Origin of the sequence: Senegalimassilia faecalis (assembly GCF_004135645.1) — a bacterium.
Classification (GTDB): Bacteria; Actinomycetota; Coriobacteriia; order Coriobacteriales; family Eggerthellaceae; genus Senegalimassilia; species Senegalimassilia faecalis.
Genome location: NZ_SDPW01000001.1, coordinates 1,489,942 through 1,515,579 on the forward strand (window position 1 = coordinate 1,489,942; position 25,638 = coordinate 1,515,579).

22 protein-coding genes, 4 tRNA genes and 1 riboswitch are annotated in these 25,638 nt (G+C 59.9%); of the genes, 21 read left to right on the forward strand and 5 right to left on the reverse strand.

Features of this window, described 5'->3' with window-relative positions; all coding sequences use genetic code 11:
* The first annotated feature begins 25 nt into the window (after positions 1–25).
* The 3 genes from cysS to ET524_RS06290 all read left to right on the forward strand — a co-directional run bounded on the left by cysS (position 26) and on the right by ET524_RS06290 (position 4,163).
* Positions 26–1,528 carry a cysteine--tRNA ligase gene (gene cysS, locus ET524_RS06280; RefSeq protein WP_129424180.1) on the forward strand — a complete coding sequence of 501 codons (1,503 nt, stop codon included), beginning with the start codon at positions 26–28 and terminating at the stop codon, positions 1,526–1,528.
* Between the two features lie 164 nt (positions 1,529–1,692).
* On the forward strand, positions 1,693–2,955 hold the full coding sequence (locus ET524_RS06285) for a U32 family peptidase C-terminal domain-containing protein (protein WP_129424182.1): 1,263 nt from the start codon (positions 1,693–1,695) through the stop codon (positions 2,953–2,955).
* Positions 2,952–4,163 carry an MFS transporter gene (locus ET524_RS06290; protein ID WP_129424184.1) on the forward strand — a complete coding sequence of 404 codons (1,212 nt, stop codon included), beginning with the start codon at positions 2,952–2,954 and terminating at the stop codon, positions 4,161–4,163. Before ET524_RS06285 ends, ET524_RS06290 begins: the two co-directional genes overlap by 4 nt.
* A gap of 6 nt (positions 4,164–4,169) precedes the next feature.
* Here the strand turns inward: ET524_RS06290 and ET524_RS06295 are convergent, their stop codons facing one another.
* Positions 4,170–5,546 (reverse strand): MATE family efflux transporter, encoded by a 1,377-nt coding sequence (locus ET524_RS06295; RefSeq protein ID WP_161566618.1) that lies wholly within the window; start codon positions 5,544–5,546, stop codon positions 4,170–4,172.
* Positions 5,547–6,135: 589 nt separating this feature from the next.
* Positions 6,136–6,249: riboswitch (TPP riboswitch) on the forward strand.
* Positions 6,250–6,304: 55 nt separating this feature from the next.
* Here ET524_RS06295 and thiM point away from each other — a divergent pair.
* The 3 genes from thiM to ET524_RS06310 are packed head-to-tail and all read left to right on the forward strand — an operon-like array spanning position 6,305 to position 8,213.
* Positions 6,305–7,144 (forward strand): hydroxyethylthiazole kinase, encoded by an 840-nt coding sequence (thiM, locus tag ET524_RS06300; protein WP_129424188.1) that lies wholly within the window; start codon positions 6,305–6,307, stop codon positions 7,142–7,144.
* Between the two features lie 5 nt (positions 7,145–7,149).
* Positions 7,150–7,512, forward strand: coding sequence for a thiamine-binding protein (locus ET524_RS06305; RefSeq protein ID WP_129424190.1), 363 nt, complete (start codon positions 7,150–7,152; stop codon positions 7,510–7,512).
* Positions 7,509–8,213 carry a thiamine phosphate synthase gene (locus tag ET524_RS06310; RefSeq protein ID WP_129424192.1) on the forward strand — a complete coding sequence of 235 codons (705 nt, stop codon included), beginning with the start codon at positions 7,509–7,511 and terminating at the stop codon, positions 8,211–8,213. Before ET524_RS06305 ends, ET524_RS06310 begins: the two co-directional genes overlap by 4 nt.
* A gap of 182 nt (positions 8,214–8,395) precedes the next feature.
* Here ET524_RS06310 and ET524_RS06315 read toward each other — a convergent pair whose 3' ends face one another.
* Positions 8,396–9,685, reverse strand: coding sequence for an aminotransferase class I/II-fold pyridoxal phosphate-dependent enzyme (locus ET524_RS06315; RefSeq protein WP_129424194.1), 1,290 nt, complete (start codon positions 9,683–9,685; stop codon positions 8,396–8,398).
* 208 nt (positions 9,686–9,893) lie between these two features.
* Here ET524_RS06315 and ET524_RS06320 point away from each other — a divergent pair, with 208 nt between their 5' ends.
* The 12 genes from ET524_RS06320 to map all read left to right on the forward strand — a co-directional run bounded on the left by ET524_RS06320 (position 9,894) and on the right by map (position 17,412).
* Positions 9,894–11,486, forward strand: coding sequence for a sodium/proline symporter (locus tag ET524_RS06320; RefSeq protein WP_129424196.1), 1,593 nt, complete (start codon positions 9,894–9,896; stop codon positions 11,484–11,486).
* Between the two features lie 443 nt (positions 11,487–11,929).
* A tRNA-Tyr gene (locus ET524_RS06325) sits at positions 11,930–12,014 on the forward strand.
* Between the two features lie 6 nt (positions 12,015–12,020).
* Positions 12,021–12,096: transfer RNA gene (locus tag ET524_RS06330), tRNA-Thr, on the forward strand.
* Positions 12,097–12,104: 8 nt separating this feature from the next.
* Positions 12,105–12,181: transfer RNA gene (locus tag ET524_RS06335), tRNA-Met, on the forward strand.
* 82 nt (positions 12,182–12,263) lie between these two features.
* Complete coding sequence (tuf, locus tag ET524_RS06340; protein WP_129424198.1) at positions 12,264–13,466, forward strand: elongation factor Tu; 1,203 nt, start codon at positions 12,264–12,266, stop codon at positions 13,464–13,466.
* A gap of 115 nt (positions 13,467–13,581) precedes the next feature.
* Positions 13,582–13,722 (forward strand): 50S ribosomal protein L33, encoded by a 141-nt coding sequence (gene rpmG / locus ET524_RS06345; RefSeq protein ID WP_456242898.1) that lies wholly within the window; start codon positions 13,582–13,584, stop codon positions 13,720–13,722.
* A gap of 23 nt (positions 13,723–13,745) precedes the next feature.
* Positions 13,746–13,822, forward strand: a tRNA-Trp gene (locus ET524_RS06350).
* A 103-nt stretch (positions 13,823–13,925) separates the two neighbouring features.
* The gene (gene secE / locus ET524_RS06355) at positions 13,926–14,348 is read left to right on the forward strand and encodes a preprotein translocase subunit SecE (RefSeq protein WP_129424200.1); all 423 of its coding nucleotides are present in this window, start codon (positions 13,926–13,928) and stop codon (positions 14,346–14,348) included.
* A 3-nt stretch (positions 14,349–14,351) separates the two neighbouring features.
* A complete protein-coding gene (nusG, locus tag ET524_RS06360) occupies positions 14,352–14,882 on the forward strand; it encodes a transcription termination/antitermination protein NusG (protein WP_129424202.1) in 531 nt (176 codons plus the stop codon).
* 102 nt (positions 14,883–14,984) lie between these two features.
* Positions 14,985–15,476 (forward strand): 50S ribosomal protein L11, encoded by a 492-nt coding sequence (rplK, locus tag ET524_RS06365; RefSeq protein WP_129424204.1) that lies wholly within the window; start codon positions 14,985–14,987, stop codon positions 15,474–15,476.
* 101 nt (positions 15,477–15,577) lie between these two features.
* A complete protein-coding gene (gene rplA / locus ET524_RS06370; RefSeq protein WP_129424206.1) occupies positions 15,578–16,288 on the forward strand; it encodes a 50S ribosomal protein L1 in 711 nt (236 codons plus the stop codon).
* Between the two features lie 350 nt (positions 16,289–16,638).
* Positions 16,639–17,412 carry a type I methionyl aminopeptidase gene (gene map / locus ET524_RS06380; RefSeq protein WP_129424208.1) on the forward strand — a complete coding sequence of 258 codons (774 nt, stop codon included), beginning with the start codon at positions 16,639–16,641 and terminating at the stop codon, positions 17,410–17,412.
* 331 nt (positions 17,413–17,743) lie between these two features.
* Here map and ET524_RS06385 read toward each other — a convergent pair whose 3' ends face one another.
* A complete protein-coding gene (locus ET524_RS06385) occupies positions 17,744–18,730 on the reverse strand; it encodes a class I SAM-dependent methyltransferase (protein ID WP_129424210.1) in 987 nt (328 codons plus the stop codon).
* Positions 18,731–18,846: 116 nt separating this feature from the next.
* Here ET524_RS06385 and thyX point away from each other — a divergent pair, with 116 nt between their 5' ends.
* Positions 18,847–19,527 (forward strand): FAD-dependent thymidylate synthase, encoded by a 681-nt coding sequence (thyX, locus tag ET524_RS06390; RefSeq protein ID WP_129424212.1) that lies wholly within the window; start codon positions 18,847–18,849, stop codon positions 19,525–19,527.
* Positions 19,520–20,839 carry a DUF1385 domain-containing protein gene (locus ET524_RS06395; RefSeq protein WP_201738699.1) on the forward strand — a complete coding sequence of 440 codons (1,320 nt, stop codon included), beginning with the start codon at positions 19,520–19,522 and terminating at the stop codon, positions 20,837–20,839. Before thyX ends, ET524_RS06395 begins: the two co-directional genes overlap by 8 nt.
* A gap of 222 nt (positions 20,840–21,061) precedes the next feature.
* Here the strand turns inward: ET524_RS06395 and ET524_RS06400 are convergent, their stop codons facing one another.
* Positions 21,062–21,541 (reverse strand): hypothetical protein, encoded by a 480-nt coding sequence (locus ET524_RS06400; RefSeq protein WP_129424216.1) that lies wholly within the window; start codon positions 21,539–21,541, stop codon positions 21,062–21,064.
* Positions 21,542–22,165: 624 nt separating this feature from the next.
* Here ET524_RS06400 and ET524_RS06405 point away from each other — a divergent pair.
* Positions 22,166–24,769, forward strand: coding sequence for a DNA topoisomerase I (locus ET524_RS06405; RefSeq protein WP_129424218.1), 2,604 nt, complete (start codon positions 22,166–22,168; stop codon positions 24,767–24,769).
* Between the two features lie 74 nt (positions 24,770–24,843).
* Here ET524_RS06405 and ET524_RS06410 read toward each other — a convergent pair whose 3' ends face one another.
* Entirely contained in the window at positions 24,844–25,515 is a 672-nt protein-coding gene (locus ET524_RS06410) for a TetR/AcrR family transcriptional regulator (protein WP_161566619.1), read from the reverse strand.
* Positions 25,516–25,638: the final 123 nt, after the last annotated feature.

Sequence of the window (25,638 nt, forward strand, 5' to 3'; positions counted from 1 at the left end):
GGTTTGCACTAGAACAGGAAACATCATGCTCAAGATCTACGACACCAAACTGCGCGAGAAGGTTCCCTTCGAAACGCTCAAGCACGGCGAAATCAGCATGTACGTGTGCGGCCCCACCGTGTACAACTACATCCACATCGGCAACGCTCGCACGTTCGTCAGCTTCGACATCATCCGCCGCTACCTTTCGTGGCGCGGCTTCAAGGTGAAGTTCGTGTCGAACATCACCGACGTAGACGACAAAATCATCAAGAAAGCCAACGAGGAAGGTCGCACCGCCGCTGAGGTGGCTGCCGAGTATTCGCAGGCGTTCCTTGATGACATGCACGCGCTCAACGTCGAAGACCCCGACGTGCGTCCGCGTGCCACCGAGGAAATCCCCGACATGATCCAGCTCATCCAAGAGCTCATTGACGGCGGGCACGCCTACGAGGTCGAAGGCGACGTGTACTTCAGCGTGCGCAGCTACCCCGACTACGGCGCGCTGTCCGGCCGCAACATCGACGAGATGGAAGGCGGCCATCGCGAGCTGCGCGCCGACGGCCAAGGCCTTGAGGACCGCAAGCGCGACCCGCTTGACTTCGCCTTGTGGAAGGCTGCCAAGCCGGGCGAGCCTTCGTGGGAAAGCCCGTGGGGCCAGGGCCGTCCGGGCTGGCACATCGAGTGCTCAGCCATGTCGCGCAAGTACCTGGGCCTGCCGTTCGACATTCACGGAGGTGGCGCCGACCTGGTGTTCCCGCATCATGAAAACGAGCGCGCCCAGTCCGAGGCCGCGTGCGGCTGCACGTTCGCCAACCACTGGATGCACGGCGGCATGCTGCAGATCAACCACGAGAAAATGAGCAAGTCGCTCGGCAACTTCCTGCTGCTGCGCGACATCCTGAAAACCACGTCGCCGAACGTGCTGCGCTTCCTTATGCTGCAAACGCACTACCGCAGCCCGCTTGACTTCTCGAAGGAGCGCCTCGACGAGGCCGAGTCCGCGCTGTCGCGTATCGAGAATTGCGTGCGCAACATGGATTGGCAGATGCAAAACGCCCAGGACATCCCCAGTCCGCTTGATACCCAGGCCGTCATGAAGAACTCGAAGTGCGCTCGCGTGGATTTCGTGCTGGCAATGGACGACGACTTCAATGCCCCGCGTGCGCTTGGCGTTGTGTTCGACCTGGTCAGCTATGTGAATTCCGAAATCGCCGACAAAACGCTCAGCCTGTCTGACGTGCCGGCCGTGCGCGATGTTCGCGAAACCATCACCACGCTTATGCGCGTATTCGGCGTAGAGGTTGCCCCGCAGGATTACGAAGAGGTCGAAACGTACCCGGCCGAGGTCGTTGACCTGGCAAAACAGGTTGCCGGCTACGAAGGTGCCGATGCGCACGAGGCCGTTGACGCGCTGCTTGAGGCGCGCGCAACCGCCCGCAAGGAAAAGAACTGGGCCGTGGCCGACGCCGTGCGCGACGGTTTGACGGGCCTTGGCTTCACCATCGAGGACACGCCGCAGGGCGCGCGCGTCTCCTTTGAGGCGTAAAAGCCTGTTGTACTGAACTGCTTGATGAACGTGGAGCGTCGTCGCTCCTTGCGCTTGCGGAGCATCGTGCGCGTGCCGCTTCGGCCCGCACGCCCATCCCGCTTGCCAAGGCGCGCGGCGCTCCGCGTTTGCCATATCCATCGCTTCGTTTCGAAAGTTTTGCCATGACTGATTTCTCCGCAACCGAATTGCTTGCTCCGGCAGGTGGGCGCAGCCAGCTTGAGGCGGCGGTGCGTTTCGGCGCCGATGCGGTGTACCTTGCCGCCGACAAGTTCGGCATGCGCCAGCGCGCCGAGAACTTCACGCTCGACGACATCCCCAGCGCGGTGGCGTTCGCCCACGGCGCGGGTGCGAAGGTGTACGTTACCGTGAACACGCTCATGAGCCAAGCCGACATCGCAGCGCTGCCGCCGTATCTGGAAGCGCTTGATGCTTCGGGCGCCGACGCGCTCATCGTCAGCGACTTGGGGGCATTTTCCCTGGCTCGCCGCTACGCGCCGCATATGGAGCTGCACGTCAGCACGCAGGCATCGGTCATGAACGCCGAAGCGGCCCGCACCTGGTATGACTTGGGCGCCTCGCGCGTGGTGGTTGCACGCGAAATGAGCGTGGAAGACATCGCCGAGCTGCGCGCTCAGGCTCCGCGCGAACTTGAGATCGAGGCGTTCGTGCACGGCGCCATGTGCATGGCCTATTCGGGCCGTTGCATGCTGTCGGCGGCCATGACGGGCCGCTCGGGCAACAAGGGCTTCTGCGCACAGCCGTGTCGTTGGAGCTATGCGCTGGTGGAGGAAAAGCGTCCCGGCGCGTACTATCCCATCGAGGAGGACGTGCGCGGCACGTACGTCATGAACGCGCACGACCTGTGCATGATCGAGCACCTCGACGACCTGGCGCGCGCCGGCGTGAACTCGTTCAAGATCGAAGGCCGTAACAAGCGCGCGTTTTACGTTGCCACGGTGGTGCACGCCTATCGCGCCGTCATGGACGGCACCGGCCCCGCGTCGGTCATGTCCGATTTGCATGCCATTTCGCACCGCCCTTACGGAACGGGCTTCTTCTACGGCCAGCCAAGCCAGCGCCAGGAACGCGACGGCTACGACAAAGACTACCTGCATGCAGCCACGGTTACGGCGTGTCAGCAGGTGGAGGAGGGCACCTGGCGCATTCAAGCAACCTGCCACAACCGGTTCTGCGAAGGCGACGAACTTGAAATCTTGACGCCGCGCAAGCCCATTGCGGCTGCGCGCGTGCAGGGGCTCACGTGGCTGGCAAAAAGCCAGGAAGGCGATGTGTACCCGCAGCCGGTGCCCATGGCGAACCGCACTATGGAAACCTATGCGTTTGAAAGCCGCATTGCCATGCAGCCGGGCGATTTGCTGCGCATCCGTATTCAGCAGACGGCAGAGGAAGCGGTGCAGGCGTGAGCGCGGCCGCTACGGCGCCCGCGGGCGCGCAGCTGCCAAGCCGTGCCCGCGGCAACGCCATGATTTTGGTGCTCGCGCTCAGCTGCTTCGTGTTCGGCTGCGCCTACCAGTACATCCTCGGCGTTCCCGATCAGGTGGCTGAAATCGTTGGCATCGACTTGTCGCAGGTCAGCCTTATGATGGGCGTGTACGGCGTGTGCAATGCCATCGGCACGCCGCTTTTGGTGATGGCGCTCACGCCGCGCGGGCCGAAAACGCTGCTGCTTGTCAGCCTTGCGCTTATGGCGGCGGGCATGGCCGTGTGCGCCGCCACGCCCTTCTATCCGATTATCCTTGCAGGTCGAGCCATCATGGGCGTGGGCAACGGATCGTTCGCGGCCACGGCCTATATCGCTGCCAGCCGCATCGCCGGCCCCGCGCGCAGCGCTTCGGCCATGTCGAACGTGGCGCTCGGGTTCAGCGCGTCGTTCGTGTTCGCGTTGCCGGCCGCACGCGTGCTGCGCGACGTCATCACGTGGCAGCAAGCGTATTGGGTGCTGGTAGCGGCGGCGGCCTTTGCGTTCATCGTTATCGCGCTGGCCGTGAAGATCCCCGATGTGCCCACGTCGTCGTCATTTTCGTCGCAGCGCGCAACCGATGTGCTGCGCGTGTTCAAGAACCCCTGCGTGGTGCTGCCGCTTGCCTGCACGGCGCTCATGTTCGTGGGCTACGCGTCCATGAACACCTACATCACGCCGTTCATGGAAGGCGTGCTGCCCGATCCCGCGTGGGTAAGCGGCGCGCTGTTCGCATTCGGCCTTATGAGCATGGTGGGATCGAAGGCCAGCGGCTGGGCGGCCGACCGCTTCGGCTCGGCGCCGGCCGTCATTGGCTGCGTTGCGCTGCAGGCTGCAACGCTGGTGGCGCTTGGCATCTCCGCGGGCTCTTGGGCGGCCGCGTTGGTGGCGGCGTGTCTGTGGACGGGCATCTCCTGGGGCTTTCTGCCGGCGCAAAACTCGTTCATTATGTTGAACGCCGGCGACGACGCGGCGTTCGCCGTCAGCCTGTCGAATTCGTCGCTGCAGTTAGGAAGCGCGCTCGGCGCGTTCGTGGCCGGCGGATTCATCGCGTGCCTGCCGCTTTCGGCTATGCCGTTTCTGTCTGCGGCGTTCACGCTTGTGGCCGTTGTCGCCGAGGTGGCTGCGCTGCGTCTGGCGCGCCGTCGTTAGCGCCTCCTACGCCAACTTCACGCCTTTGCGCGCGGCAACCTGCGCGTAGGCACGCCTGCGTGCGAATACGTACAACCCCAGCATGGTCGCACCGGTAATTCCCCAGGTCACGGGGTAAATGTTCATAAGCGCATCAAAGGTGCCGAATGCGCCGAACAGCGCGAACACGTAGATGATGCGCAGCACGCACGAACCCACAACCACCACCACGGTTGGCAGCACGGACCACCCCATGCCGCGCAGCGCGCCGGCCGTCACTTCGTAACTTGCGGGCATGCACTCAAGAAGCTCCACGTGCCACAGGCGCACGAATCCGAACGCCACGGCGGTCGCATCAGTGGTAAAGGCGCCCAGCGCCAGGTTACCGGCGGCAACGAAAAGCACGCTCAGCACCACGGCGCACACCACGGCCGCGCCCATGCAGAAGCGGAACACCGTGTCGCAGCGCTTCAGCTTGCCGGCGGCGAAGTTCTGCCCGATAAACGTCACCGCGGCCTGTGAAAACGCGCTCACGAAGAAATAGGTGTAGTACTCGTAGTTCATCGCCGCCGCAGAACCTGCCGTAGCGGCCGTGCCGAATCCGTTGATGGCCGCCTGGATGGCAACGTTGGACAGCGAGAACACCACGCTTTGCAACCCGGACGGCACGCCGATGTACAGAATCGTCCGCAGCGTGTCGGCGTCTACGAACAGATGCTGCACGTCAAGCCGGAACGCCTCTTCCTCGTGCAACAGCATCCACACGATGATGCCAGCCGCAGCGGCGTTGGAAACGTCGGTTGCCACGGCAATGCCCACGACGCCACCGTCAAACACCGTCACGGCAACCACGTTCAGCACGATGTTGAGCGCTACGGCCACGGCAAGCGCGTACAGCGGGCGGCGCGTATCGCCTTTCGCGCGCAGCACGGCCGATCCGAAGTTGTACACCAAGAAGAATACGATGCCCGCAAAATAGGCTTGCAGGTACCCGGTTGCCTCCGCGCGCGCATCGGCGGGGATGTCGATGGCGTCAAGGATGGGCTCGGTCGCAAACACGCCCACCGCGGTCAGCGCCACCGAACTGACCAGCGTCACGATGGCCGTCGTCTGCACCGCGCCGTGCACGCGGTCAAGCTCTTTGTGCCCGATGTGGATGGCAATGGCCACGTTCGCCCCGATGGAAAGCCCTACGAACAGGCCGATCAGCAGCGTGATGACCGGCGACACGCCGCCGATGGCGGCAAGCGCGGTCGAGCCGATAAACCGACCGGCCACAATGGCATCGGCCGAATTGAAAAGCTGCTGCAAGATGCTGCTTAAGGCCAGCGGAATGGCGAACAGGATGATTTTGCCGGGCAAAGGCCCATGCAGCATGTCGATGCTGTTTTTCTTTGTGCTCATGAATAGGTTCTTTCGTCGATGCGTGCGGCGCAGGGGGGTTCTTTGGCTGCGCGCAAAATGATTGCTCAACGGGTATACAACTTGGAGCCGCTCCAGCGCAACCGCTTCGGGGCCTATCTGCACATGCATTCCGTTTCGCCCGTATGCCCGCAGCCCATTCGCTTCGCCATCTTTCCCGTCCCATATGACAAGGGGCCCAGGTCATTTGTCGGGTAGGCTTGCTCGCCATGGCCATTATTCGGTAGGGCGCATCCTGCCGATTTGCCTGCCTTCGCCTGGTCTTACGCTGCTCGTTTGCCCCGTCGATATTCCCATCCGTCCGAATTGCTGTCGCCTGCATGACAAGGGGACAGGTCATTTGTCATATGGCTTCTCGCACTTGTCGTGGCCATTGTTCGGCGTGAGCTCTCCTCGTTTCGGCGGCTCCTGTCACGCTCCCACAAGCTGCTCGATTGTCCGTTCTTCCCGCCAATGCAAGCTCCTGCTGCGTCATACGGCGCTTTTGGATCGGTTGCAGCCGAAGGCATAGGCCGTTCGGGGAATTGTCTTCCCGCACAGCTCGGCCTTGGGTGTATCATGCCAACCAACAGATTCGATGCAGGGGTGCCCGGCGGCGTGTTCGCCGGCGCTGAGAGGGCTCATGCGCCTAACCCTTTGAACCTGTCCAGGTAACGCTGGCGTAGGGAGCATCTCTCGTGAGAAACGGGGGCGCTGCCGTACTGCGGCAGCGCCCCCGTTGTCGTTGCGAAGGAGAGCACATGATCGAGCAGTCTCAGCTCAAGGAAGACATCGTCCAAGCGGCGCAAAACGTCCGCGCGAACAACCCCATGGCCGGGTCCATCACGAACACCGTCACCATCGACTTCGTGGCGAACGCCCAGCTTGCCGCTGGCGGCTCGGCGGCCATGGTCTATCTGCCCGACGAAGGCGAAACGCTTGTCGCCGCAGGTGGCGCCGTGTATCTGAACATGGGCACGCTGTTCCCCGTGTACGAGGAAACCATCCCGCGCACGGCCGCCGCGGCCCAAGCGGCAGGAAAGCCCTGGGTGCTCGATCCGGTGGGCATCGGCATCGGCAGCCTGCGCACGAAGCTGCTTAGCCAGCTGAAAGAGTACAAGCCGGCCATCGTGCGCGGCAACGCTTCCGAGATCATCGCGCTGGCGGGCCTGTGGGATCTTTCCGGCAGTGCCGAGGACCTCTCGCGCGCTCGCGGCGTCGACACCACCGACACGGTGGAAGCCGCGCGCGATGCCGCGGTGGCGCTTGCGCGCTTTACGGGCGGCGCCGTTGTTGTTTCGGGCAAGTCAGACCTGGTCACCGATGGAAAATCGGTGGTCATCAGCCACGGTGGCAGCTCGCTTATGGGCAAGGTGACGGGCTTTGGCTGCTCGCAGGGCGGCGTGCTGGCCGTGTACGCTACGCAAACCGACCCGTTCACGGCTGCGGTTGCCGCGGTGAACCACTACAACTTCTCCGGCCGCGCGGCAGCAGCGAAGGCAGCGGCGCCGGCAAGCTTCAAAGCGGCGTTTCTCGACAGCCTCTACCTTGCCACGCCCGAGGACATCGCGAACAACTCCATGGAAATCCAGGAGGCGTAAAGCTCATGAATACGCTGGTAGCGGTGGCAATCGCCCCGTTCGGCGTTGGCGATGAGCTTGCGGACAACGTCGCCGAGGTGGTGCGCGTCATCCGCGAGTCGGGCCTGCCGAACAAAACATACTCCATGTTCACGGAAATCGAAGGCGAATGGGACGAGGTCATGCGCGTCGTGCGCGATGCCACGTTCGTCCTTGCGGAAAAGGGTATCCGAACGGAAGTCGTCCTCAAAGCCGACATCCGCCCTGGCTTCAGCAACATGATGGAGAAAAAGGTCGAAAGCGTCGATGCGATTATCGGGAAACCGGCCGCCGCGCCCGCGCAACCCGCGCAAGCGCGAAGCGACGCCCAGTGGAAGGAGCGCTCATGAGCATGCGTGATGTTCTCGATATCTCGGCTTACCTGGTGCTTGGCCCTGAAAACACGCTTGGCAGGCCCGTTGCCGATGTTGCCGGCCAGGCCATCAGCGTGGGGTTCACGTGCGTGCAGGTGCGCTCGAAAGAATGTTCGGCGCGTGAGCTTATTGCATGCACGGCGGCCGTTGCGGATGAGATCGCACGGCTGGGCGCCACCGATCGCGTGGCGCTTCTGGTGGACGACCGCCTCGACGTGGTGTACGCCGCTCGCCAGCAAGGCATGAAGGTCGATGGCGTGCACGTTGGCCAAACCGACATTCCCGTGGAAGCGTGCCGCAGCCTGCTTGGTCCCGATGCCATCGTGGGCCTGTCGGCTCGTGCAGACGAGATGCTCGAATACGTGAAAACGGCTGACATGTCGCTGGTAGATTACCTGGGCGTGGGCCCGCTGCACGAAACGCCCACGAAGCGCGATTGCGGCCTTGCCTCCGATGGTACCATCATTACGAAAAGCCTCGATGACCTGCGCGATCTGCACATTGCCAGCCCGGTTCCCATCGTGGTGGGCGGGGGAGTGAAGGTGGCGGACATCCCGCTGGTGGCGCAAACCGGCGTCGACGGCTTCTTCGTCGTTTCGGCAGTCTGCGGCGCAGAAAACCCCCAAGCCGCCGCAGCCGAACTCGTAAAAGCCTGGCAATCAGCCAAGAACAACTAGCGAATCACTTCAAATCCGCAAGGATATTACCTTCGCAACCAAAAAACGTAGCATCGAGCGAAAGCTCGACCCCAAACAAAAAGCGCGAAGCGCGCCACCAACATAAAAGCGGGCCCACACCAAAGGTGCAGGCCCGCTCGCTTCGCATTAACTACCCAACCGCCGCTAAAACGCGTCCGCCGTTATTCCCTCAGCAGCTTCTCGATATACGCAAGCTTCACGCAGCACGTGAACACATCAAGCGTCGCCTCAAGCTCTTCAACGGGCGGCAGGCTCGGCGCAATGCGAATGTTGCTGTCGGCGGGGTCGTTCTTGTACGGCCACGTGGCTCCGGCGCCTGTCATGGTAACGCCTGCGTCCTTCGCCAGCGCAACGATGCGCTTCGCGCAGCCTGCCGGAGCATCGAACGACACGAAATACCCGCCACGCGGCTTGCTCCACGAGCAGCCGCCAACCTCGGTCAGCGCCTCGGTCAGCTTCGCGTCCACCAGTTCGAACTTCGGACGCAAAATGGCCGCATGCTTACTCATGTGCGCGGCCAGTCCCTTCGCATCGCGCAAAAAGCGCACGTGGCGCAGCTGGTTGAGCTTGTCGTGGCCGATGACCTGCGGGTTCATACGCGCCTTCACGTCGGCGATGTTCGCCGCGCTTGCCGCCATGGCCGAGATGCCCGCGCCCGGGAACGTCACCTTGCTCGTGGAGGCGAACTTGAAGCAGCGATCGGGGTTGCCAGCTTCATCGCACGCGGCGCGAATGTCAAGCAGCTGGTCTTGCTGCTCGGGTGCATCGTAGAGATGATGAATGCCGTAGGCGTTATCCCAGAAAATGCGGAAATCCTCGGCCGCGCAAGGCATGGCCGCCAGGCGGCGCACCACCTCATCGGAATACGTCACGCCGCCGGGGTTGGAGTACTTCGGCACGCACCAGATGCCCTTCACCGACGCATCGTTGGCAACAAGGCGCTCCACCTCGTCCATGTCGGGCCCGTCGGGGGTCATGGTAACGGGGATCATGGTGAAGCCGAACGCCTCGGTCACGCCGAAATGCCTATCGTAGCCGGGGCAGGGGCACAGCCACTTCACCTCATCAAGTTTGCTCCAGGGCGTGTGGCCCAGCGTGCCGAACGACCAGCAGCGCGCCATGGTGTCGTACATGATGTTCAAGCTTGAGCTGCCGAACACAATGACATGGTCGGCGTCGTCGTCAAGCATGCTTGCCATCAAACGCTTCGCCTCGGGAATACCGTCAAGCACGCCATAGTTGCGGCAATCGGTGCCGTCTTCGGCAAGGCAGTCCTCGTACGTGGTCACGCTTGCCAGCATCGGCATGCTCAGGTCAAGCTGCGCGCTTGAGGGCTTGCCGCGCGCCATGTTCAACGCCAGCCCCTTCGCCTTGATGGCTTCGTATTCGCGCATAAGCTCGTCGCGTTTCGCCGCAAGCTCCTCTGTGGTCATATCCGCATATGCTGGCATTTGCATCCTTTCGCCGGTCGCAGTGCAAGAACAATCGAAATAGCCTATCTGATGAAAGCGAAGTCAAGTATAATCCCACAGTCAACGTAGAAATTTCGACCAGTTGCGAAATGCGTCCGTTTCCCGTATTTCGGCTGCGAAAGGCGGTTATTCGCCTTGCAACCGTTGAAGCGGCGAATCTCGCAGCTTGAGGGGTAGATGGGGAATTATGGGTTCGACCGATTTGATGGTCATTTTGGCAATGGTCATTTACTTCGTCGTCGTTTTGGCGGTGGGGTTCTCGTATGCGAAGCGCTCCAATTCGTCCACGGACGAATATTTCATCGGCGGCCGCAAGGTCGGCCCGTGGTTCACGGCGCTTTCGGCCGAGGCGTCGGACATGTCCGGCTACCTATTAATGGGTATTCCCGGCCTTGCCTATTTCTATGGCGCGTCCGAGGCCATGTGGACGTGCATCGGCCTGGCCATCGGCACATATCTTAACTGGCTGTTCGTGGCAAAACGCCTTCGCCAGTATTCCGAGCGCGTGCACGCCATCACCATCCCGTCGTTTTTCAGCAACCGCTTCCATGACAAGAAGAACATTCTGTCGACGGTTGCGGCGCTCATCATCCTGCTGTTCTTCTGCGTGTACACCGGCAGCTGCTTCGTAACGTGCGGCAAGCTGTTCCACACGCTGTTCGGCATCGATTACGCGGCCATGATGGTGTTCGGCGCCGTGGTGGTGTTTGCCTACACGCTGGTGGGCGGCTATCTGTCCGTTGTGGCAACTGACTTCATCCAAGGCTGCCTTATGTTCTTCGCGCTTGCCGTGGTGCTTATCGGGTCTATCACCTCAATTGGCGGCGTTGACGTCACCGTGGCGTTTTTGCAGAACATTCCCGGCTTCCTCAACGGCGGCCAGCTCACCACGCCCATTATGGATGCGGAAACCGGCCTGCAAATGATTCAAGGCGACGAGCCGCTGTTTGGTGAACCCACCGAGTATGGCGTGCTGGCTATCATCTCCACGCTTGCCTGGGGCCTTGGCTACTTCGGCATGCCGCAGGTGCTTGTGCGCTTCCTGGGCATCCGCTCGGCCGAAGAGGTACGCCAATCGCGCATTATCGCCGTGGTGTGGGTGGTCATCTCCATGGTCTGCGCGTTGTGCATCGGTTTCATCGGCCGCGCTATGCTGCCCACCTATTTCGGCACGAATGCCGCCGCCGAGAATATCTTCATCGTCATTGCGCAGATGATTTTGCCGGCGTTTATGTGCGGCGTGGTGGTGTCGGGCATTCTGGCGGCGTCCATGTCGTCGGCCTCGTCGTACCTGCTTATCACCGGTTCGTCAGTTGCCGAGAATATCTTCCGCGGCGTCATCAAACGCGATGCCACTGACCGTCAGGTCATGATTGTCTCGCGCATCACGCTTGCCGTCGTCATGGTCATAGGCATCCTCATCGCCATCGACGAGAACTCCGTTATCTTCCGCGTCGTGTCGTACGCGTGGGCAGGCTTAGGCGCCTCGTTCGGCCCGCTAATGCTGTGCAGCCTCTATTGGCGCCGCACGAACAAGCAGGGCGCGCTTGCGGGCATGCTCGGCGGTGCAATCACTGTCGTGGTGTGGCACAACTTCATCAAACCGCTTGGCGGCGTATTCGGCATCTACGAGCTGCTGCCGGCGTTCATCGTGTCGCTGCTATGCATCTTCATCGTGTCGAAGCTCACGGCAGAGCCCTCGGCTGAAATCTACGAAGAGTTCGACCATTACAAGGAAGCGCGTATGGACGAGAACGTGAACCCCACGTCTGCCGCGTAATGTAAGCTGGGAAACCAATAGCAGGCTCTAGAAGCGGCCGGCATCTATAGGTGCCGGCCGCTTTTGCATGCACAAGGGGGGATCCAATCGTGAAGGAAAAGCACGTAAAGCGAATCAACGTTATGTGCGAATCTACACGATTAAAAAAAGTTCAAAAAGGGTGTTGCCAGACCGCCATTCATACCGTAATATACTACCTCGCTTGCGGAGCTCACGAAGCGAGCTCCTAAGTGGATCAGTTGCTAAGACCGCAGGTCAAAGCAATTCCGGGTAGCAAGATTCTCAAGTAATTGCGAAGGAATCGTGTGGATACACCCGGTAGCGTGTAAACGGTTGACACGGTCAAACGGATGACGTAAGATTCCACTGCTCGCGCGTTCGGGTTCTCACCGATCCGCAAGCAGGCAGCTTGATAAATGCACATGAATTAAGCAGCGAAACATGGGCGTGTGCCCGAGTGGTTAAAGGGGACGGGCTGTAAACCCGTTGACTCTGTCTACCTAGGTTCGAATCCTAGCGCGCCCACCATTTTTCGCCTGTGTAGCTCAGATGGTAGAGCACTTCCTTGGTAAGGAAGAGGTCGTCGGTTCAAGTCCGATCGCAGGCTCCAGCTTTCTTGGCGGTGTAGCTCAGTTGGTTAGAGCACACGGTTCATACCCGTGGCGTCACTGGTTCGAATCCAGTCACCGCTACCAATTAAACTCACTGCGCCCGATTTATCGGGCGCTTTATTTTAGTATCGTTTCGCGAAAGCGATCCTTATAAGGAGGATGACACATGGCTAAGGAGAAGTTCGAGCGTACCAAGCCGCATGTTAACATCGGTACGATCGGCCACGTTGACCACGGCAAGACGACGCTGACCGCTGCCATCTCCAAGACGCTGTCCAGCAACGACGGCTCTCATGGCACCGCTCACGCCGACTTCACCGCCTTCGAGGACATCGACAAGGCTCCCGAGGAGCGCGAGCGCGGCATCACGATCTCCATTGCTCACATTGAGTACGAGACCGACACGCGTCACTACGCTCACGTTGACTGCCCCGGTCACGCTGACTACGTTAAGAACATGATCACCGGTGCTGCCCAGATGGACGGCGCTATCCTGGTTATCGCTGCTACCGACGGTCCTATGGCTCAGACCCGCGAGCACATTCTGCTCGCTCGTCAGGTCGGCGTTCCCTACATCGTTGTGTTCCTGAATAAGTGCGACATGGTCGACGACGAGGAGCTCATCGAGCTCGTCGAGATGGAGACCCGCGAGCTGCTCTCCGAGTACGAGTTCCCCGGAGACGACATTCCGGTTATCCGCGGTTCTGCTCTGAAGGCGCTCGAGGGCGAGAAAGAATGGCAGGACAAGATTTGGGAGCTCATGGATGCTGTTGACTCCTATATCCCCACGCCGGAGCGCGATGTCGACAAGCCGTTCCTGATGGCTGTTGAGGACACCATGACCATCACCGGCCGTGGTACCGTTGCTACCGGTCGTGTTGAGCGCGGCGTTCTGCATGTCAACGACCCGCTGGAGATTGTCGGTATCAAGGAGACCCAGAACACGGTCTGCACCGGCATCGAGATGTTCCGTAAGCTGCTCGACGAGGCTCAGGCTGGCGACAACATCGGCTGCTTGCTCCGCGGCATCAAGCGTGAGGACATCGAGCGTGGCCAGGTTCTCTGCAAGCCTGGTAGCGTGACCCCGCACCAGAAGTTCGAGGGCCAGGTCTACATCCTGACGAAGGAAGAAGGCGGCCGTCACACGCCGTTCTTCGATGGCTATCGTCCGCAGTTCTACTTCCGCACCACCGACATCACGGGTGTTGCTCACCTGCCCGAGGGCACCGAAATGGTTATGCCTGGCGACAACGTGACCATCACTGCTGAGCTGATTCACCCGGTGGCAATGGAGGAAGGCCTCCGCTTCGCTATCCGCGAGGGTGGCCGCACCGTTGGTTCTGGTCGCGTGACCAAGATCATCGCTTAATTAGCTTTTGCTGATTAATAGGAGCCCGCTTTCGGGCGGGCTCCTTACTTCGCTGTTCATGTGTATGTGTTCAAGCTTGTTTGAAGACGGCTTATAAGGAGAGTTCATGCGCACGATGGTTACCTTGGCGTGTACGGAGTGCAAGCGCCGTAACTACACGACCAAGAAAAACAAGCAGAACAACCCTGATCGTATTGAGTTGAAGAAGTACTGTAAGTGGTGCCAGAAGCACACGCTGCATAAGGAAACTCGATAGTTTTCAGAGGTTAGCACGGGCATAGGCCAGTAGCTCCAATTGGTAGAGCGGCGGTCTCCAAAACCGCATGTTGGGGGTTCGAGTCCCTCCTGGCCTGCCAGCTCGAATAGCGAGCAGCTTGTAGTCAGGTTGCTATTTATCAGCAGCTTGATGCCAGGCTGCTTGTTTGGCGTTTAGAGGAAAACGATCCCTGAAGGAATCAGATGGCTAAGAAATCAAAGACTCAGCGTGCGAAGGCTTCTGCTGCTCGTTCGGCACGTAAAGAAGCTAAGAAGGCCGAGGCCGCAGCTGCTGAATTGAAAGCAGCTCAGGGCGAGGTTGCTGAGGAAGAAGCTCCTAAGAAGAAGCTGTTTGGTAAAGCGTCCAAGCCTGAAGGGTCTGCTCAGAACAACAAGCAAGTGAAGGCCGCAGAAAAGAAGCCTGAAAAACCTAAGAAGAAGCGCTTCCAGTTCTTCAAGGATGTTAAGGCCGAGATGAAGCGTGTGACGTGGCCGACACGTCAGGATGTGCTTCGTTGGAGCGTTGTGGTTGTTGCAGCACTTTTGTTCTTTGGCGTATACGTTGCCGTTTTGGACAACGGTATCATCACGCCGATTCTCTTTTTGATTTCCGGATTGGGGGCTTAAGGCATGTCTAAGAAGTGGTACGTGCTTCACACCTATTCTGGATATGAAAACAAGGTGAAGACGAATCTTGAGACTCGAATTGAGACCATGGGTCTTGAGAACAATGTCTTCGCTATTGAGATTCCTACGGAAACCGTTACCGAGATCAAAGAAGGCGGACGCCGTAAGGAAAGCGAAAAGAAGGTATTCCCGGGTTACGTGCTTGTTCGCATGGAGCTTGATGATCGTAGCTGGGCTGCAGTCCGTAACACTCCCGGTGTGACTGGTTTTGTTGGCGCAGATAGCAAGCCTGCTCCTCTTACTCGCGATGAGTACAACAAGATCATGAAGCGCACCAGCCACGAGGGTCCGAAGAAGACTTCTACGAACCTTGAGGCCGGTCAGTCTGTGAAGGTTGTTTCTGGTCCTCTTGCTGACTTTGACGGTGTGGTGTCTGAGGTTATGCCTGATGCCGGCAAGGTCAAGGTTATGGTTTCCATCTTCGGTCGTGAAACCCCCGTGGAGCTTTCCTTCGATCAGGTTTCCTGCATTTAGAATTGGTATCCGCAGCAATTGGGCGTGCCCGCGTGGACCGGGGCTTCTCATTCCCGTGTGCTGTGAATATATAATGTGTAAAGCATTTTGAAAGGTTTAAGAATGGCTGAGAAGAAAGTTACCGGCTTCGTTAAGCTGCAGATTCCTGCTGGCGCTGCGAACCCGGCCCCGCCCGTTGGCCCTGCTCTGGGTGCTCAGGGTGTTAACATCATGCAGTTCTGCCAGGCGTTTAACGCTCAGACGCAGGAGCAGAAGGGCACCATCATCCCTGTTGAGATCACCGTCTACGAAGACAAGTCTTTCACCTTCGTGTGCAAGACTCCGCCGGCGGCCGTGCTCATCAAGGAGAAGCTGGGCCTGAAGTCTGCTTCCGGCATCCCGCAGCTGAAGTTCGTGGGCACCCTGTCCCAGGATCAGCTCCGCGAGATCGCTGAGATCAAGATGCCCGACCTGAACGCTAACGACATCGAGGCTGCTATGCGCATCGTTGCTGGTACTGCTCGTTCCATGGGTGTGCGCGTTGAGGGCGTTGAGATGAAGAAGGCCTATGTGCCTTCTAAGAAGCTTGCCGCAATCCTCAAGGGTGAGGCCTAAGCTCTCCGCATTCTCTCGAATGCATTCTGTTTTGTTAAGTGGAAGGGCTGTGCGTTAGAAGCCGCACATGCTCGTTACGCACCACGAAAGGAATTTTTAACATGGCTAAGCATTCCAAGGCTTATCGCGCTGCCGTCGAGAAGATCGGTGACGCAACCTACGCTCCGCTTGAGGCTTTCAAGCTGATCAACGAGATTGCAACCACGAAGTTCGACCAGACTGTTGAGGCTCACTTCCGTCTGGGCATCGATACGCGTCAGGCTGATCAGCAGCTGCGCGGCACGGTTTCCCTGCCGAACGGCTCTGGTAAGACTGTCCGCGTTGCTGTGTTCGCTGAGGGCGCTGCTGCTGATGCTGCTCGCGAGGCTGGTGCTGACATCGTTGGCACTGAGGAGCTGACTGCTCAGATTCAGGCTGGCGAGTTCAACTTCGACGCTGCTGTTGCTACTCCGGACCAGATGGGCAAGGTTGGCCGTCTTGGTAAGATCCTCGGCCCCCGTGGCCTGATGCCGAACCCGAAGCTCGGTACGGTTACCCCGAACGTTGCTCAGGCTATCAAGGAGCTCAAGGGCGGCCGCGTTGAGTATCGTGCTGACCGTTACGGCATTGCTCACGTTGTTATCGGCAAGGCCAGCTTTACCGCTGAGCAGCTTGCTGAGAACTACGGCACGGTGTACGACGAGATCCTGCGCATGAAGCCTGCTGCTGCTAAGGGCAAGTACGTCAAGTCCATTAGCGTTTCCGGCACCATGACGCCGGGTGTTTCCGTTGATTCTTCCGTCACGAAGAATTACACGGCTTCCGCTGAATAATCTCAGCCATTCAGGGTATAGAAGGGCGATCCGTAAGGGGTCGCCCTTTTTTGTTGGATTTAGGTGCGGGCGCGGTATCATGTGCTCGGTGCTCGGTGCTCGGTGCTCGGTGCTCGGTGCTCGGTGCTCGGTGCTCGGTGCTCGGTGCTCGGTGCTCGGTGCTCGGTGCTCGGTGCTCGGTGCTCGGTGCTCGGTGCTCGGTGCTCGGTGCTCGGTGCTCGGTGCTCGGTGCTCGGTGCTCGGTGCTCGGTGCTCGGTGCTCGGACGATAGGTTCTAAAGGATGGATTGCCATTTCCGGTGATTGGGCAGTTGGGCGCTGATGGTAAATCTTTGATAGGAGTTGGTGGAAGTGGCAGTGATTTTAAAGTCTCCTGGTGAGATTGATGCTATGAAAGCAGCTGGCCAGCTTTCTGCTGAGGTGCTTCGAAAAGTCGGTGAATTGGTAAAGCCTGGCGTTACCACGCTTGAGCTTGATGAGTTCGCGGAAACGTATATTCGCGAACATGGTGGTATCCCTGCGTTCAAGGGCTATGGTGGGTTTCCGGGCTCTATTTGCGCATCGGTTAACGAACAGATTGTGCATGGCATTCCGTCTAAAAAGGTGGTTTTGCAAACTGGAGACATTCTGAGTGTGGATACTGGCGCAACCGTTGATGGTTGGGTTGGCGACAATGCTTGGACGTTTGCAGTCGGTAAGATTTCAGACGATAAAAAGCGCTTGCTGAAGGTTACCGAGCAGTGCATGTGGGCTGGTCTTGAAAGCGCTGTTGCAGGTAACCATCTTGGCGATATTGGGCATGCGGTTCAGTCTATTGCTGAAAAAGCGGGCTATGGCGTGGTGCGCGAATACGTTGGCCATGGGGTCGGCCATAACATGCATGAAGAACCGAACGTTCCGAACTATGGGCATCGGCATCTGGGTATGAAGCTGCAGGTAGGCATGGTGCTTGCCATTGAGCCAATGATCAATATGGGTACGAGAAAGGTCGTCGATGGAGACGATGGTTGGTTAGTCTGCACGCGCGACGGAAAGCCGAGTGCGCATTTTGAGAAGATGGTTGCTATCACCGAAGACGGACCTGTGGTTCTTACCACCGAGCCGGATCATCGTCGTCCGCTGTAGCGTCTCTCGCTACTTTTTCGACAGGAGCTCAGCTACGAAATGGTAGTGCTTGAGAGGCTCTCCTTGGTTTGCGAAAACCAGGATGCTAATCGCTTTTATGGTGGATAAGCAACGCAACTGGAGCACTGGCAATTATCTGCAGATTAGTAAGTCGCACGAGCAATGCCTTTGTTCTTAGCAATTTTACCGTGGCTGCGGCTCATCCGTAGCCTCTGTTGCTGGGGGCTTGCTAGAGGAGTTTGTTCTATAAACCATAATGGCCGCGGTTAACTCCGCGGCCATTATGGTTTAAGACTATTGAAGACCTTGTTGTGATTTCAATCGAGAGGATTTATTTATCCCAGCTGATGAAGGCCCAGGTGATAATGCGCGGATTGCGCAGGCGCAGAGCTTTTTGCGGCAGGCCGTGCTTATCAAGCGAGCCTACCTGGTCGTTCGCAACAAGGTTGTCGTTGAGCCATGCGTGCAGGCGCGCATAGGCAGATTGGCGTTGGGCCTCGGTGGTGACGGCGCCGGCGGCGTTGTCGATCATGCGTTGCAGGCTTTCCGCGGCCTCCTCGTGCGAGGCGAATGTTTCGTAGCGCTGCGACTGGATGTAGTCGACGCGTGGAAGCAGCCTTTCGTTCGCAAGGATGCAGATGGCGTAAAGGTGCTGGCGGAACACCGCGTCGGACAGGCCAAGCTCGGAAAGGATGCGCTCATCGGTGCGGGGGCTCGATCCGGTAGGCAGCGTGATGCAAACGCGCCGACGCGCGATGTCGGTCAGGCGCAGCAGACTGTCGCGCAAATCGTGCGTGGCGATGGAGCGCGATGCAACGCAGATATCGACCATGCCAGTGCGCACGCCTTTGGCCGCCCAGTCTTCGTCCCAACTCATAAGCTTGGGGAACACCGTGCGGATGCCTTGAGATTCCATGACGGTTTGCATGCGGTCGAGCATACCCTGCGAGAAATCGGCGGCTACCACCTTGTGCCCAAGTTCGCCAAGCGGCAGCGCGATGGAGCCGGTGCCGCAGCCCATATCGAACACCGTTTCGCCAGGCCGTATGCCCATAAGCTCTATGAATCGACGGGCGTAAGGGCCGGCTTGCGCATCGGCGGGGAAGTTAAGCGCCCGCGCGTCCCATTCGGCCGAGTTGTCGGGACGGTTACGCGCGTTTTGCATCTGCTGCCATTCAGCGTTCCAATCGGCGGTGGAAAGCGCCGGCGCGAAAGCGAGGTTCTCCTCGGTTGGCGAAGCGCAGGCGGCGGAGACGTGCAGCGGTTGAGCACTGCGGAAATCGTTGGTGAAACCGTTTGCCGTGTTGTTTTCGGTCATACTGGAAAGCCCTTCGGGTAGTATCGGCGCAAGCCGATATATTGGATGACAAGGTTGATACGCGAAAGCGCCCCCTCGGCGCTTCGCTGCACTATTTTAAGACGAGGAGCATTGCTATGCACGTTGAACTTCTCTATCACACACCTGATCCGGAATGCGCCATCGCAACGGCGGCGCGTTTGTGCTATGCGCCGGTGGGTGCGGCCGAGCTTATGGAGACCATGCCGCCCGAGCGCGTGAAAAGCGTGCTGACCACTATCATGTCGTCGGGGCACTTCAGCACGCTTGAGCACGCAAGCTACACGTTCGCCATCGATGGGGTGTCCCGCGCGCTGACGCATCAGCTGGTACGTCACCGCATCGCCAGTTTCAATCAGCAAAGCCAGCGCTACGTGAAGTTCAAGGGCGAAGTGTCCGTGGTGAAGCCGGAAAGCGTGGCGGCGAATGCGGAGGCGTCTGCGAAGTTCGACGAGGCCATTCAGGCTGCCGTCGATGCGTATCACGCGCTGCTTGAGGCGGGCGTGCCGGCCGAGGACGCGCGCTACCTGCTGCCGAACGCGGCGGAAAGCAAAATCGTGGTCACCATGAACGTGCGCGAGCTGCTGCACTTCTTCAGCCTGCGTTGCTGCAATCGCGCTCAGTGGGAGATTCGCGATATGGCGCACCGCATGTTGGAGTTGGCGCGGCCCACTGCGCCGTTCATTTTCGCTGACGCCGGCGCGCCGTGCGTGCGCGGTGCGTGCCCCGAAGGCAAGATGACCTGCGGGAATCCATATCCGAAAGTGACGCGTGAGTAGCTTGGCGAAGCAAAAGAGCGACCTTTCGCGTGCGTTTTCCGAAGACGGCGCGAACAAGACGCACGTAGGCGGGCAGGCGCTTATCGAGGGCGTCATGATGCGCGGCAAGTACAACTGGGCCGTGGGCGTGCGCGAACCGGACGGCGCAATCTACGAGGAGCAGCACGACCTGTCAAGTGGCCAGGCGAAAAACGGCTGGATGTACTGGCCGCTTGTGCGCGGCTGCCGCGCTATGGTGGAGTCGCTGGTGCTGGGGTATAAGGCGCTTGAGATTGCGGCTATCCATGCGTTCAACGAGGACGAAGAGGATGCCAAGGACGCTGCCGCCAAAGATCTCGACGCTGGTGGCAGGGCTGAGGTGGATTGCGTGGAGCAGTCTGAACCTGCGAAGCGCGATGGCGTAGTGGAAGCAGCGTCGCGCGCGGACGGCCAGGGCGGCTGCATGGCTGATGGCCAGATGCCGGCGTCGAATGAGCCGGCGTTCTCGTGGAAGGACGATTTCGGCAGACCCGATACGATGATCGACGCGCTTGGGGCTCAGCGGAGCCTTGAGGTGGTGTCGGAACCGTCGCAGCCAAGCGAGGCGAAGGCGGCGTCGGCGCCCGCTGCGGAAGACGATGCGGTGTTTGGCAAGAAGGAAATGGCCGTGTCCATGGTGTTGGGCCTGGTCATGGGTGTGGTGCTGTTTATAGTTGCGCCGGCGTTCATCACGAACCTGCTGGTGGGCGAGTACGACTCGAACACGCTTGCGTGGAACGTGGTGGACGGCATTTTGCGCGTGGCGGTGTTCGTGTTCTACATCTGGCTGATCGGGCGCATGAGCGATATCAAGCGCATGTTCGGATACCACGGGGCCGAGCACAAGACCATCCATTGCTTCGAGCACGGGTTGCCGCTGACGTCGGAAAACGCGCGGCAGTTTCCGCGGTTGCACGTGCGTTGCGGCACGGCGTTTCTGATCATGGTGATGATCATCGCCATTTTCGTGTACACCATCACGCCGCTTAACGGGCTGATTTCGGCGTGGGGCGTGCCCGATGGCGCCCCGAAGCTGGTGCTGGTCATTGTGGCGCGCATCGTGCTGATGCCGGTGATTGCGGGTATTAGCTACGAGATTACCGTGCGCTGGGCGGGCAGCCATCCCGACAACCCGCTAGTGAAGGTGGTGCTGTGGCCGGGTATGCAGATGCAGTACCTCACCACGAACGAGCCCGACGACGGCATGCTTGAATGCGCCATCGCGGCCATGAAGCAGGTGCTTGAGCGCGAGGAGCAGGAAGCCGCGAAAGCGGCAGGCGCTGTTGAGGGCTAGCAAAAAGCGCCGGTGCGTGTAAGGGTTGCTAATGGAAGCGGCGCGGTGCGAAAAGATGGTTCGTACCACGCCGTTTTTTTTTACGTTTTGGGACTGTGGGCGAAATGACTCGCGAACTGCGCTGCGGCCACTGCGGCTCGTTGACATGTCGGCCGTTAAGCAACGAAAAAGCCCCGCACGTGCGGAGCTTTTATTCTCGCTAACTTGCTGACTGCGCGGGCGCTAAGCGGCTGCGCATGCGAGCATTGGCAGGTACTGCTGTGCGCTAGCGGGAACGGCCAGGTCGATGTTTTGACCGTAAGCGCTGATGGTCACGTAGTTCGGATCGGAATACGTTGTAAGCGACGCGGGCACGCCTGCCGCCGATCCGCTGATGGTGGTTGTTGCTGCCGCGTCGGCGGGCAGCGTTACGGCTTGCCAATCGTCGATGTCAAGGCTTTCGATGACGTTTTGGACCTGCGTGGTGGAGATGCCGGTGGCGCTGGATATATCGCGCGCGTGCGCAATGAGGGAATCCTCAACAGCGGTTTTCACGCCTGAGGCGTCAATCGCCCGGTTTACCACAGCGGTTTTCGCACTAGATGCCGCGGTCTCAAGCGGGCTTGCGTTGGTGGATTGCGGCGTGATAGCGAAAACGCATGCCGCCCCCGCGACAACGATGATGATTGCTCCTGTGCAAATCCCTAATGCTTTTCGTATCATGCAATGCTCCCTAAACTCGCCCGGAAACCGGGTGATCCTCACTATATATGCATGACGGGTGGGTGCCGCCGCTGGTGCGTTCGTGGCCGAATGTGCAAGCGATGTGCAGCGATTCGACGGCTTCCCGTAGAGACAAAAGTACCGTAGCTGCGCGCGATTCAAGAAACGTTCTTCAAACCGCCGCGAATCCTTCGCGTGACGGCAACGAAATCAACACGCTATCTGCTCATTTTTACGCGCCTGTCCGCAAGCGGGATGCACGGTTGTGGGCGGTTTGGTCGGTTGGCCAGCGCATTTGCGGCGCGATTAGATAGCGTTTTCCCAGATGGGGAATGGGTGCTTGGGGCGACGCCGCTTGAAAACCGCCCACAACGGAAGGGGCAGCGGCATGCGTGGACCCGCATTTCGCCGAAACCGCCCACGACGCAGCGGGTGCGGCAGTTTATGGAGGCAATTCGTACACGGTTGTGGGAAAAGTTGTGCTCGCGCGGTTCCAATCGTGTATGCTACGCACTACGCGTGACGCAAAAGCGCGCGAAAATCCCCGCACACGTAAATAAACGAATGGGGCAATCGTGTGAGCGATGTGGCCGGCACGGCCCGAAAGACGAGGAGGGAAGCCACGTGAAGCTGGTGGTAACCGAGAAGAACGACGCCGCAACGAAGATCGCTTCGCTGCTGGGCGCGAAGAAACCGAAGGCGGACAAGGTGTATTCCACGCCCGTGTACCGCTTTGAAGTCGACGGCGAGGAATGGGTGACCATCGGCCTGCGCGGCCATATCTTGGAGCCCGATTTTACGCCGTCTCTCATATATAAGAAGCGCGGCGGTTGGCGCGGCGTCACGGCCGACGGCGAAGCGGTTCCGGCCGAGCTGCCTGCAAGCCTGGCGCGCCCGCCGTTTAAAAAGAAAAAGCCGTTCACCGAAGACGGCGTGGAACTGAAGGCATGGAAGATGGATGCGCTGCCGTATCTGGTGTACGCGCCTATCGAGAAGCTGCCGAAGGAAAAGGAAATCATCCGTAGCCTGAAGAACCTGGCGAAAAAAGCGGACTCCATCGTGATTGCAACCGACTTCGACCGCGAGGGCGAGCTGATCGGCTCCGATGCGCTGTCGTGCATCCAGGAAGTGAACCCCACGGCGCCGGTGTCGCGTGCCCGCTACAGCGCGTTCACGAAGGAAGAGATCACGCATGCGTTCTCGAATCTGGTGGAGCTGGACACGAACCTGGCAAGCGCCGGCGCATCGCGCCAGGACATCGACCTGATTTGGGGTGCGGTGCTGACGCGCTATCTGACGCTGGTGAAGTTCGCCGGCTATGGCAACGTGCGCAGCTCGGGACGTGTGCAAACGCCCACGCTGGCGCTGATCGTGGCGCGCGAGCGCGAGCGCTTGGCGTTCATTCCCGAGGATTACTGGGTTATCAAGGGCGCGTTCGATGCCGGTGCGGCGGCGGGCCCAACGCCCGGCGACGGCGAGCTGGCGTTCGTGGCCCCGCATTCCACGGCGCGCTTCAAGGACGAGGCGGCGGCAAAAGCCGCCATGGCCGCGGTGGCAGGCGCCACCAATGCCACGGTTGCCGCGGTTGACAAGCGCACGCGCAAGCAGCAGCCGCCCGTGCCGTTCAACACCACCAGCTTGATGGCGGCGGCCTCGGCCGAGGGCCTTTCGCCAGCGCGCACCATGCGCATCGCCGAAAGCCTGTACATGGACGGTTACATCTCGTATCCGCGTGTTGACAACACGGTGTATCCTAGCTCGCTTGACCTGGCTGAAGTGGTGAAAACCATCTCGGGCAACCCCGCGTACGGCCCGTATTGCAACCAGCTGCTTTCCGCGGGCGAACTGCACGCCACGCGCGGCAAGAAGGAGACCACCGACCACCCGCCCATCTACCCCACGGCCAAGGCCACGCCCGACGATTTGGCGCCGGCCGACTACAAGCTGTACAACCTGATTGCGCGCCGCTTCCTGGCCACGCTGTCCGATGCGGCCGTGGTGGAGGGCACGAAGGTCACGCTTGACGTGGCGGGCGAGAAGTTCGCCGCGAAGGGCGACGTGCTGGTAAGTCCGGGCTTCCGCGCCATTTACCCGTACGGTATGAAGAAGGACGAGCAGCTGCCGGCCATGACGCAAGGCCAGCAGGTTGCGTTCAACGGCGCCGAGTGCACGAAGAAGCAGACCGAGCCGCCGGCGCGCTACAGCCAGGGCAAGCTTATCCAGGAAATGGAGAAGCTGGGCCTGGGCACGAAGTCCACGCGCCACAGCATCATCGAGCGTCTGTACACGGTGAAGTACATCCAGAACGACCCCATCGAACCCAGTCAGCTGGGCATGGCGGTGTGCGACGCGCTTGACAAGTTCGCACCGCACATCACTCACCCGCAGATGACGGCCGAGCTTGAAGAGGAGATGGACAACATCGCCGAGGGCCGCAACACGAAGGTCGCGGTGGTGACGAACAGCCGCAACTTGCTGGCTGAGCAGCTTGCGAACTTGATTCCGCACTCCGAAGAGGTCAAAGACGCCCTGGCCGACGCCGTGGCGGCCGACGCCTACGTGGGCAAGTGCCCGAAGTGCGGCAAGGACCTGCAGATTCGCGTGTCGCAGAAAACGCGCGGCATGTTCATCGGTTGCGCCGGCTGGCCCGATTGCGACGTGACCTACCCGCTGCCGAAGGGCAAGGTGGAGGCGCTGCCCGACCCGTGCCCCACGTGCGGCATGCCCCAGGTGAAGGTGACGGCATTCCGCTCCAAGCCGCGCACTATCTGCATCGACCCGAATTGCGAGACGAACAAAGAGCCCGACGTGGTGGTGGGCGAGTGCCCCACGTGCGCCGCGGCTGGCAAGAAGGCCAAGCTTATCGCGCAGAAGAACCCGCGCACGCTTAAGCGCTTCATCCGCTGCGAGAACTACGACGAGTGCGGCGTGGGCTACCCCTTGCCGCAGTACGGTGTCATCACGGCCACCGACGAGGTGTGCGAGCATTGCGGCGCGCCCATGGTGATCGTCACCACGAACCGCGGCCCCTGGAAGCTGTGCCCGAACTTCAGCTGCCCGGGTAAAGAGATCGAGGCCGAGAAGAAGGCTGCTGCCAAAGAGGCGAAGGCGACAGAAAAAGCTGCCAAGAAAGCGCCGGCCAAGAAGGCCGCCGCGAAAAAGCCTGCGGCGAAGAAGACGACCGCCAAGAAGACGGCGGCGAAGAAAACGGCCGATAAAGCCGAGTAAGGTACTTGCGCAGTAAGCCAAGGTGAAAGCAAAGGCGGCGTCCCGTTTGGGACGCCGCCTTTTTGTTGCAATAGTTATTCCTTGCCCCAGGCCCACGTAGCGGGGTCTTCGGGCGTGCGCCAGTTGCAGGGGTCGGGCGCGGCCATGGCGCGCGTGCCGGCGATGATGAAGTCGATGCCCTGGTGGAACATCTCGATGTCGGTGTCCGCGTCGGAGATGGTTGTCCAGCGCCCGCCGGCGTACTGGTCTTCGGCCTTCGTGGTGAGCTTGAGCTTGCGCTTCACGGCCATGTCGATGAACCCGGTCAAATACGAGCGCACCACGCTGTACATGGTTTCGTAGATGTGGTCGGACATGCCCTGATCGGTATGCAGGTAGTAGATGTTGCGTCGATGTTGCTGCGGCGTTTCGATCTGCGTTTGCATCTGCACGATCCTGATATTCGGATGCGCTAGGTTCGTGCGCAGGATAGATCCGCACGTGCGGTGCAGCGTGTCTTCCCAGAATTCTCCGGCAATCGGTGCGTTGTCGATTTCGGACTGCATCTTCTGCAGCACGTAGAACAGCAGCTGCTTTTTCGAGGGCACATAGGTGTACACGCTCATGGTGCCGATGCCAAGTTCTTCGGCAAGGGCGCGGATACTGAACTTCGCATATCCTTGCGCATCGATCATGCGGAACGCGGCGTCGACCACTTCCTCTTGCGTGGTTGCGGTGCTTGTTGGTTTTTGAGGGGACTGTGCCACGAGTGAATCGCCTGCTAACTGGTGTTTAAAACTTGAAACGGACTCGAAGGTTAAAGCAAATATCGCCAGAACCCCCAACGGTGGGAAATTGTCCACAGAGAAAGCTTGAAAACGTACGCCGTA

Coding starts and splice junctions, on each gene's coding strand:
- thyX (WP_129424212.1), top strand. CDS start 18,847: ATGCACGTTGAACTTCTCTATCACACACCTGATCCGGAATGCGCCATC.
- ET524_RS06400 (WP_129424216.1), bottom strand. CDS start 21,541: ATGATACGAAAAGCATTAGGGATTTGCACAGGAGCAATCATCATCGTT.
- nusG (WP_129424202.1), top strand. CDS start 14,352: ATGTCTAAGAAGTGGTACGTGCTTCACACCTATTCTGGATATGAAAAC.
- tuf (WP_129424198.1), top strand. CDS start 12,264: ATGGCTAAGGAGAAGTTCGAGCGTACCAAGCCGCATGTTAACATCGGT.
- ET524_RS06295 (WP_161566618.1), bottom strand. CDS start 5,546: ATGAGCACAAAGAAAAACAGCATCGACATGCTGCATGGGCCTTTGCCC.
- ET524_RS06385 (WP_129424210.1), bottom strand. CDS start 18,730: ATGACCGAAAACAACACGGCAAACGGTTTCACCAACGATTTCCGCAGT.
- rplK (WP_129424204.1), top strand. CDS start 14,985: ATGGCTGAGAAGAAAGTTACCGGCTTCGTTAAGCTGCAGATTCCTGCT.
- secE (WP_129424200.1), top strand. CDS start 13,926: ATGGCTAAGAAATCAAAGACTCAGCGTGCGAAGGCTTCTGCTGCTCGT.
- rplA (WP_129424206.1), top strand. CDS start 15,578: ATGGCTAAGCATTCCAAGGCTTATCGCGCTGCCGTCGAGAAGATCGGT.
- ET524_RS06285 (WP_129424182.1), top strand. CDS start 1,693: ATGACTGATTTCTCCGCAACCGAATTGCTTGCTCCGGCAGGTGGGCGC.
- ET524_RS06320 (WP_129424196.1), top strand. CDS start 9,894: ATGGGTTCGACCGATTTGATGGTCATTTTGGCAATGGTCATTTACTTC.
- ET524_RS06305 (WP_129424190.1), top strand. CDS start 7,150: ATGAATACGCTGGTAGCGGTGGCAATCGCCCCGTTCGGCGTTGGCGAT.
- ET524_RS06315 (WP_129424194.1), bottom strand. CDS start 9,685: ATGCCAGCATATGCGGATATGACCACAGAGGAGCTTGCGGCGAAACGC.
- cysS (WP_129424180.1), top strand. CDS start 26: ATGCTCAAGATCTACGACACCAAACTGCGCGAGAAGGTTCCCTTCGAA.
- ET524_RS06310 (WP_129424192.1), top strand. CDS start 7,509: ATGAGCATGCGTGATGTTCTCGATATCTCGGCTTACCTGGTGCTTGGC.
- thiM (WP_129424188.1), top strand. CDS start 6,305: ATGATCGAGCAGTCTCAGCTCAAGGAAGACATCGTCCAAGCGGCGCAA.
- rpmG (WP_456242898.1), top strand. CDS start 13,582: ATGGTTACCTTGGCGTGTACGGAGTGCAAGCGCCGTAACTACACGACC.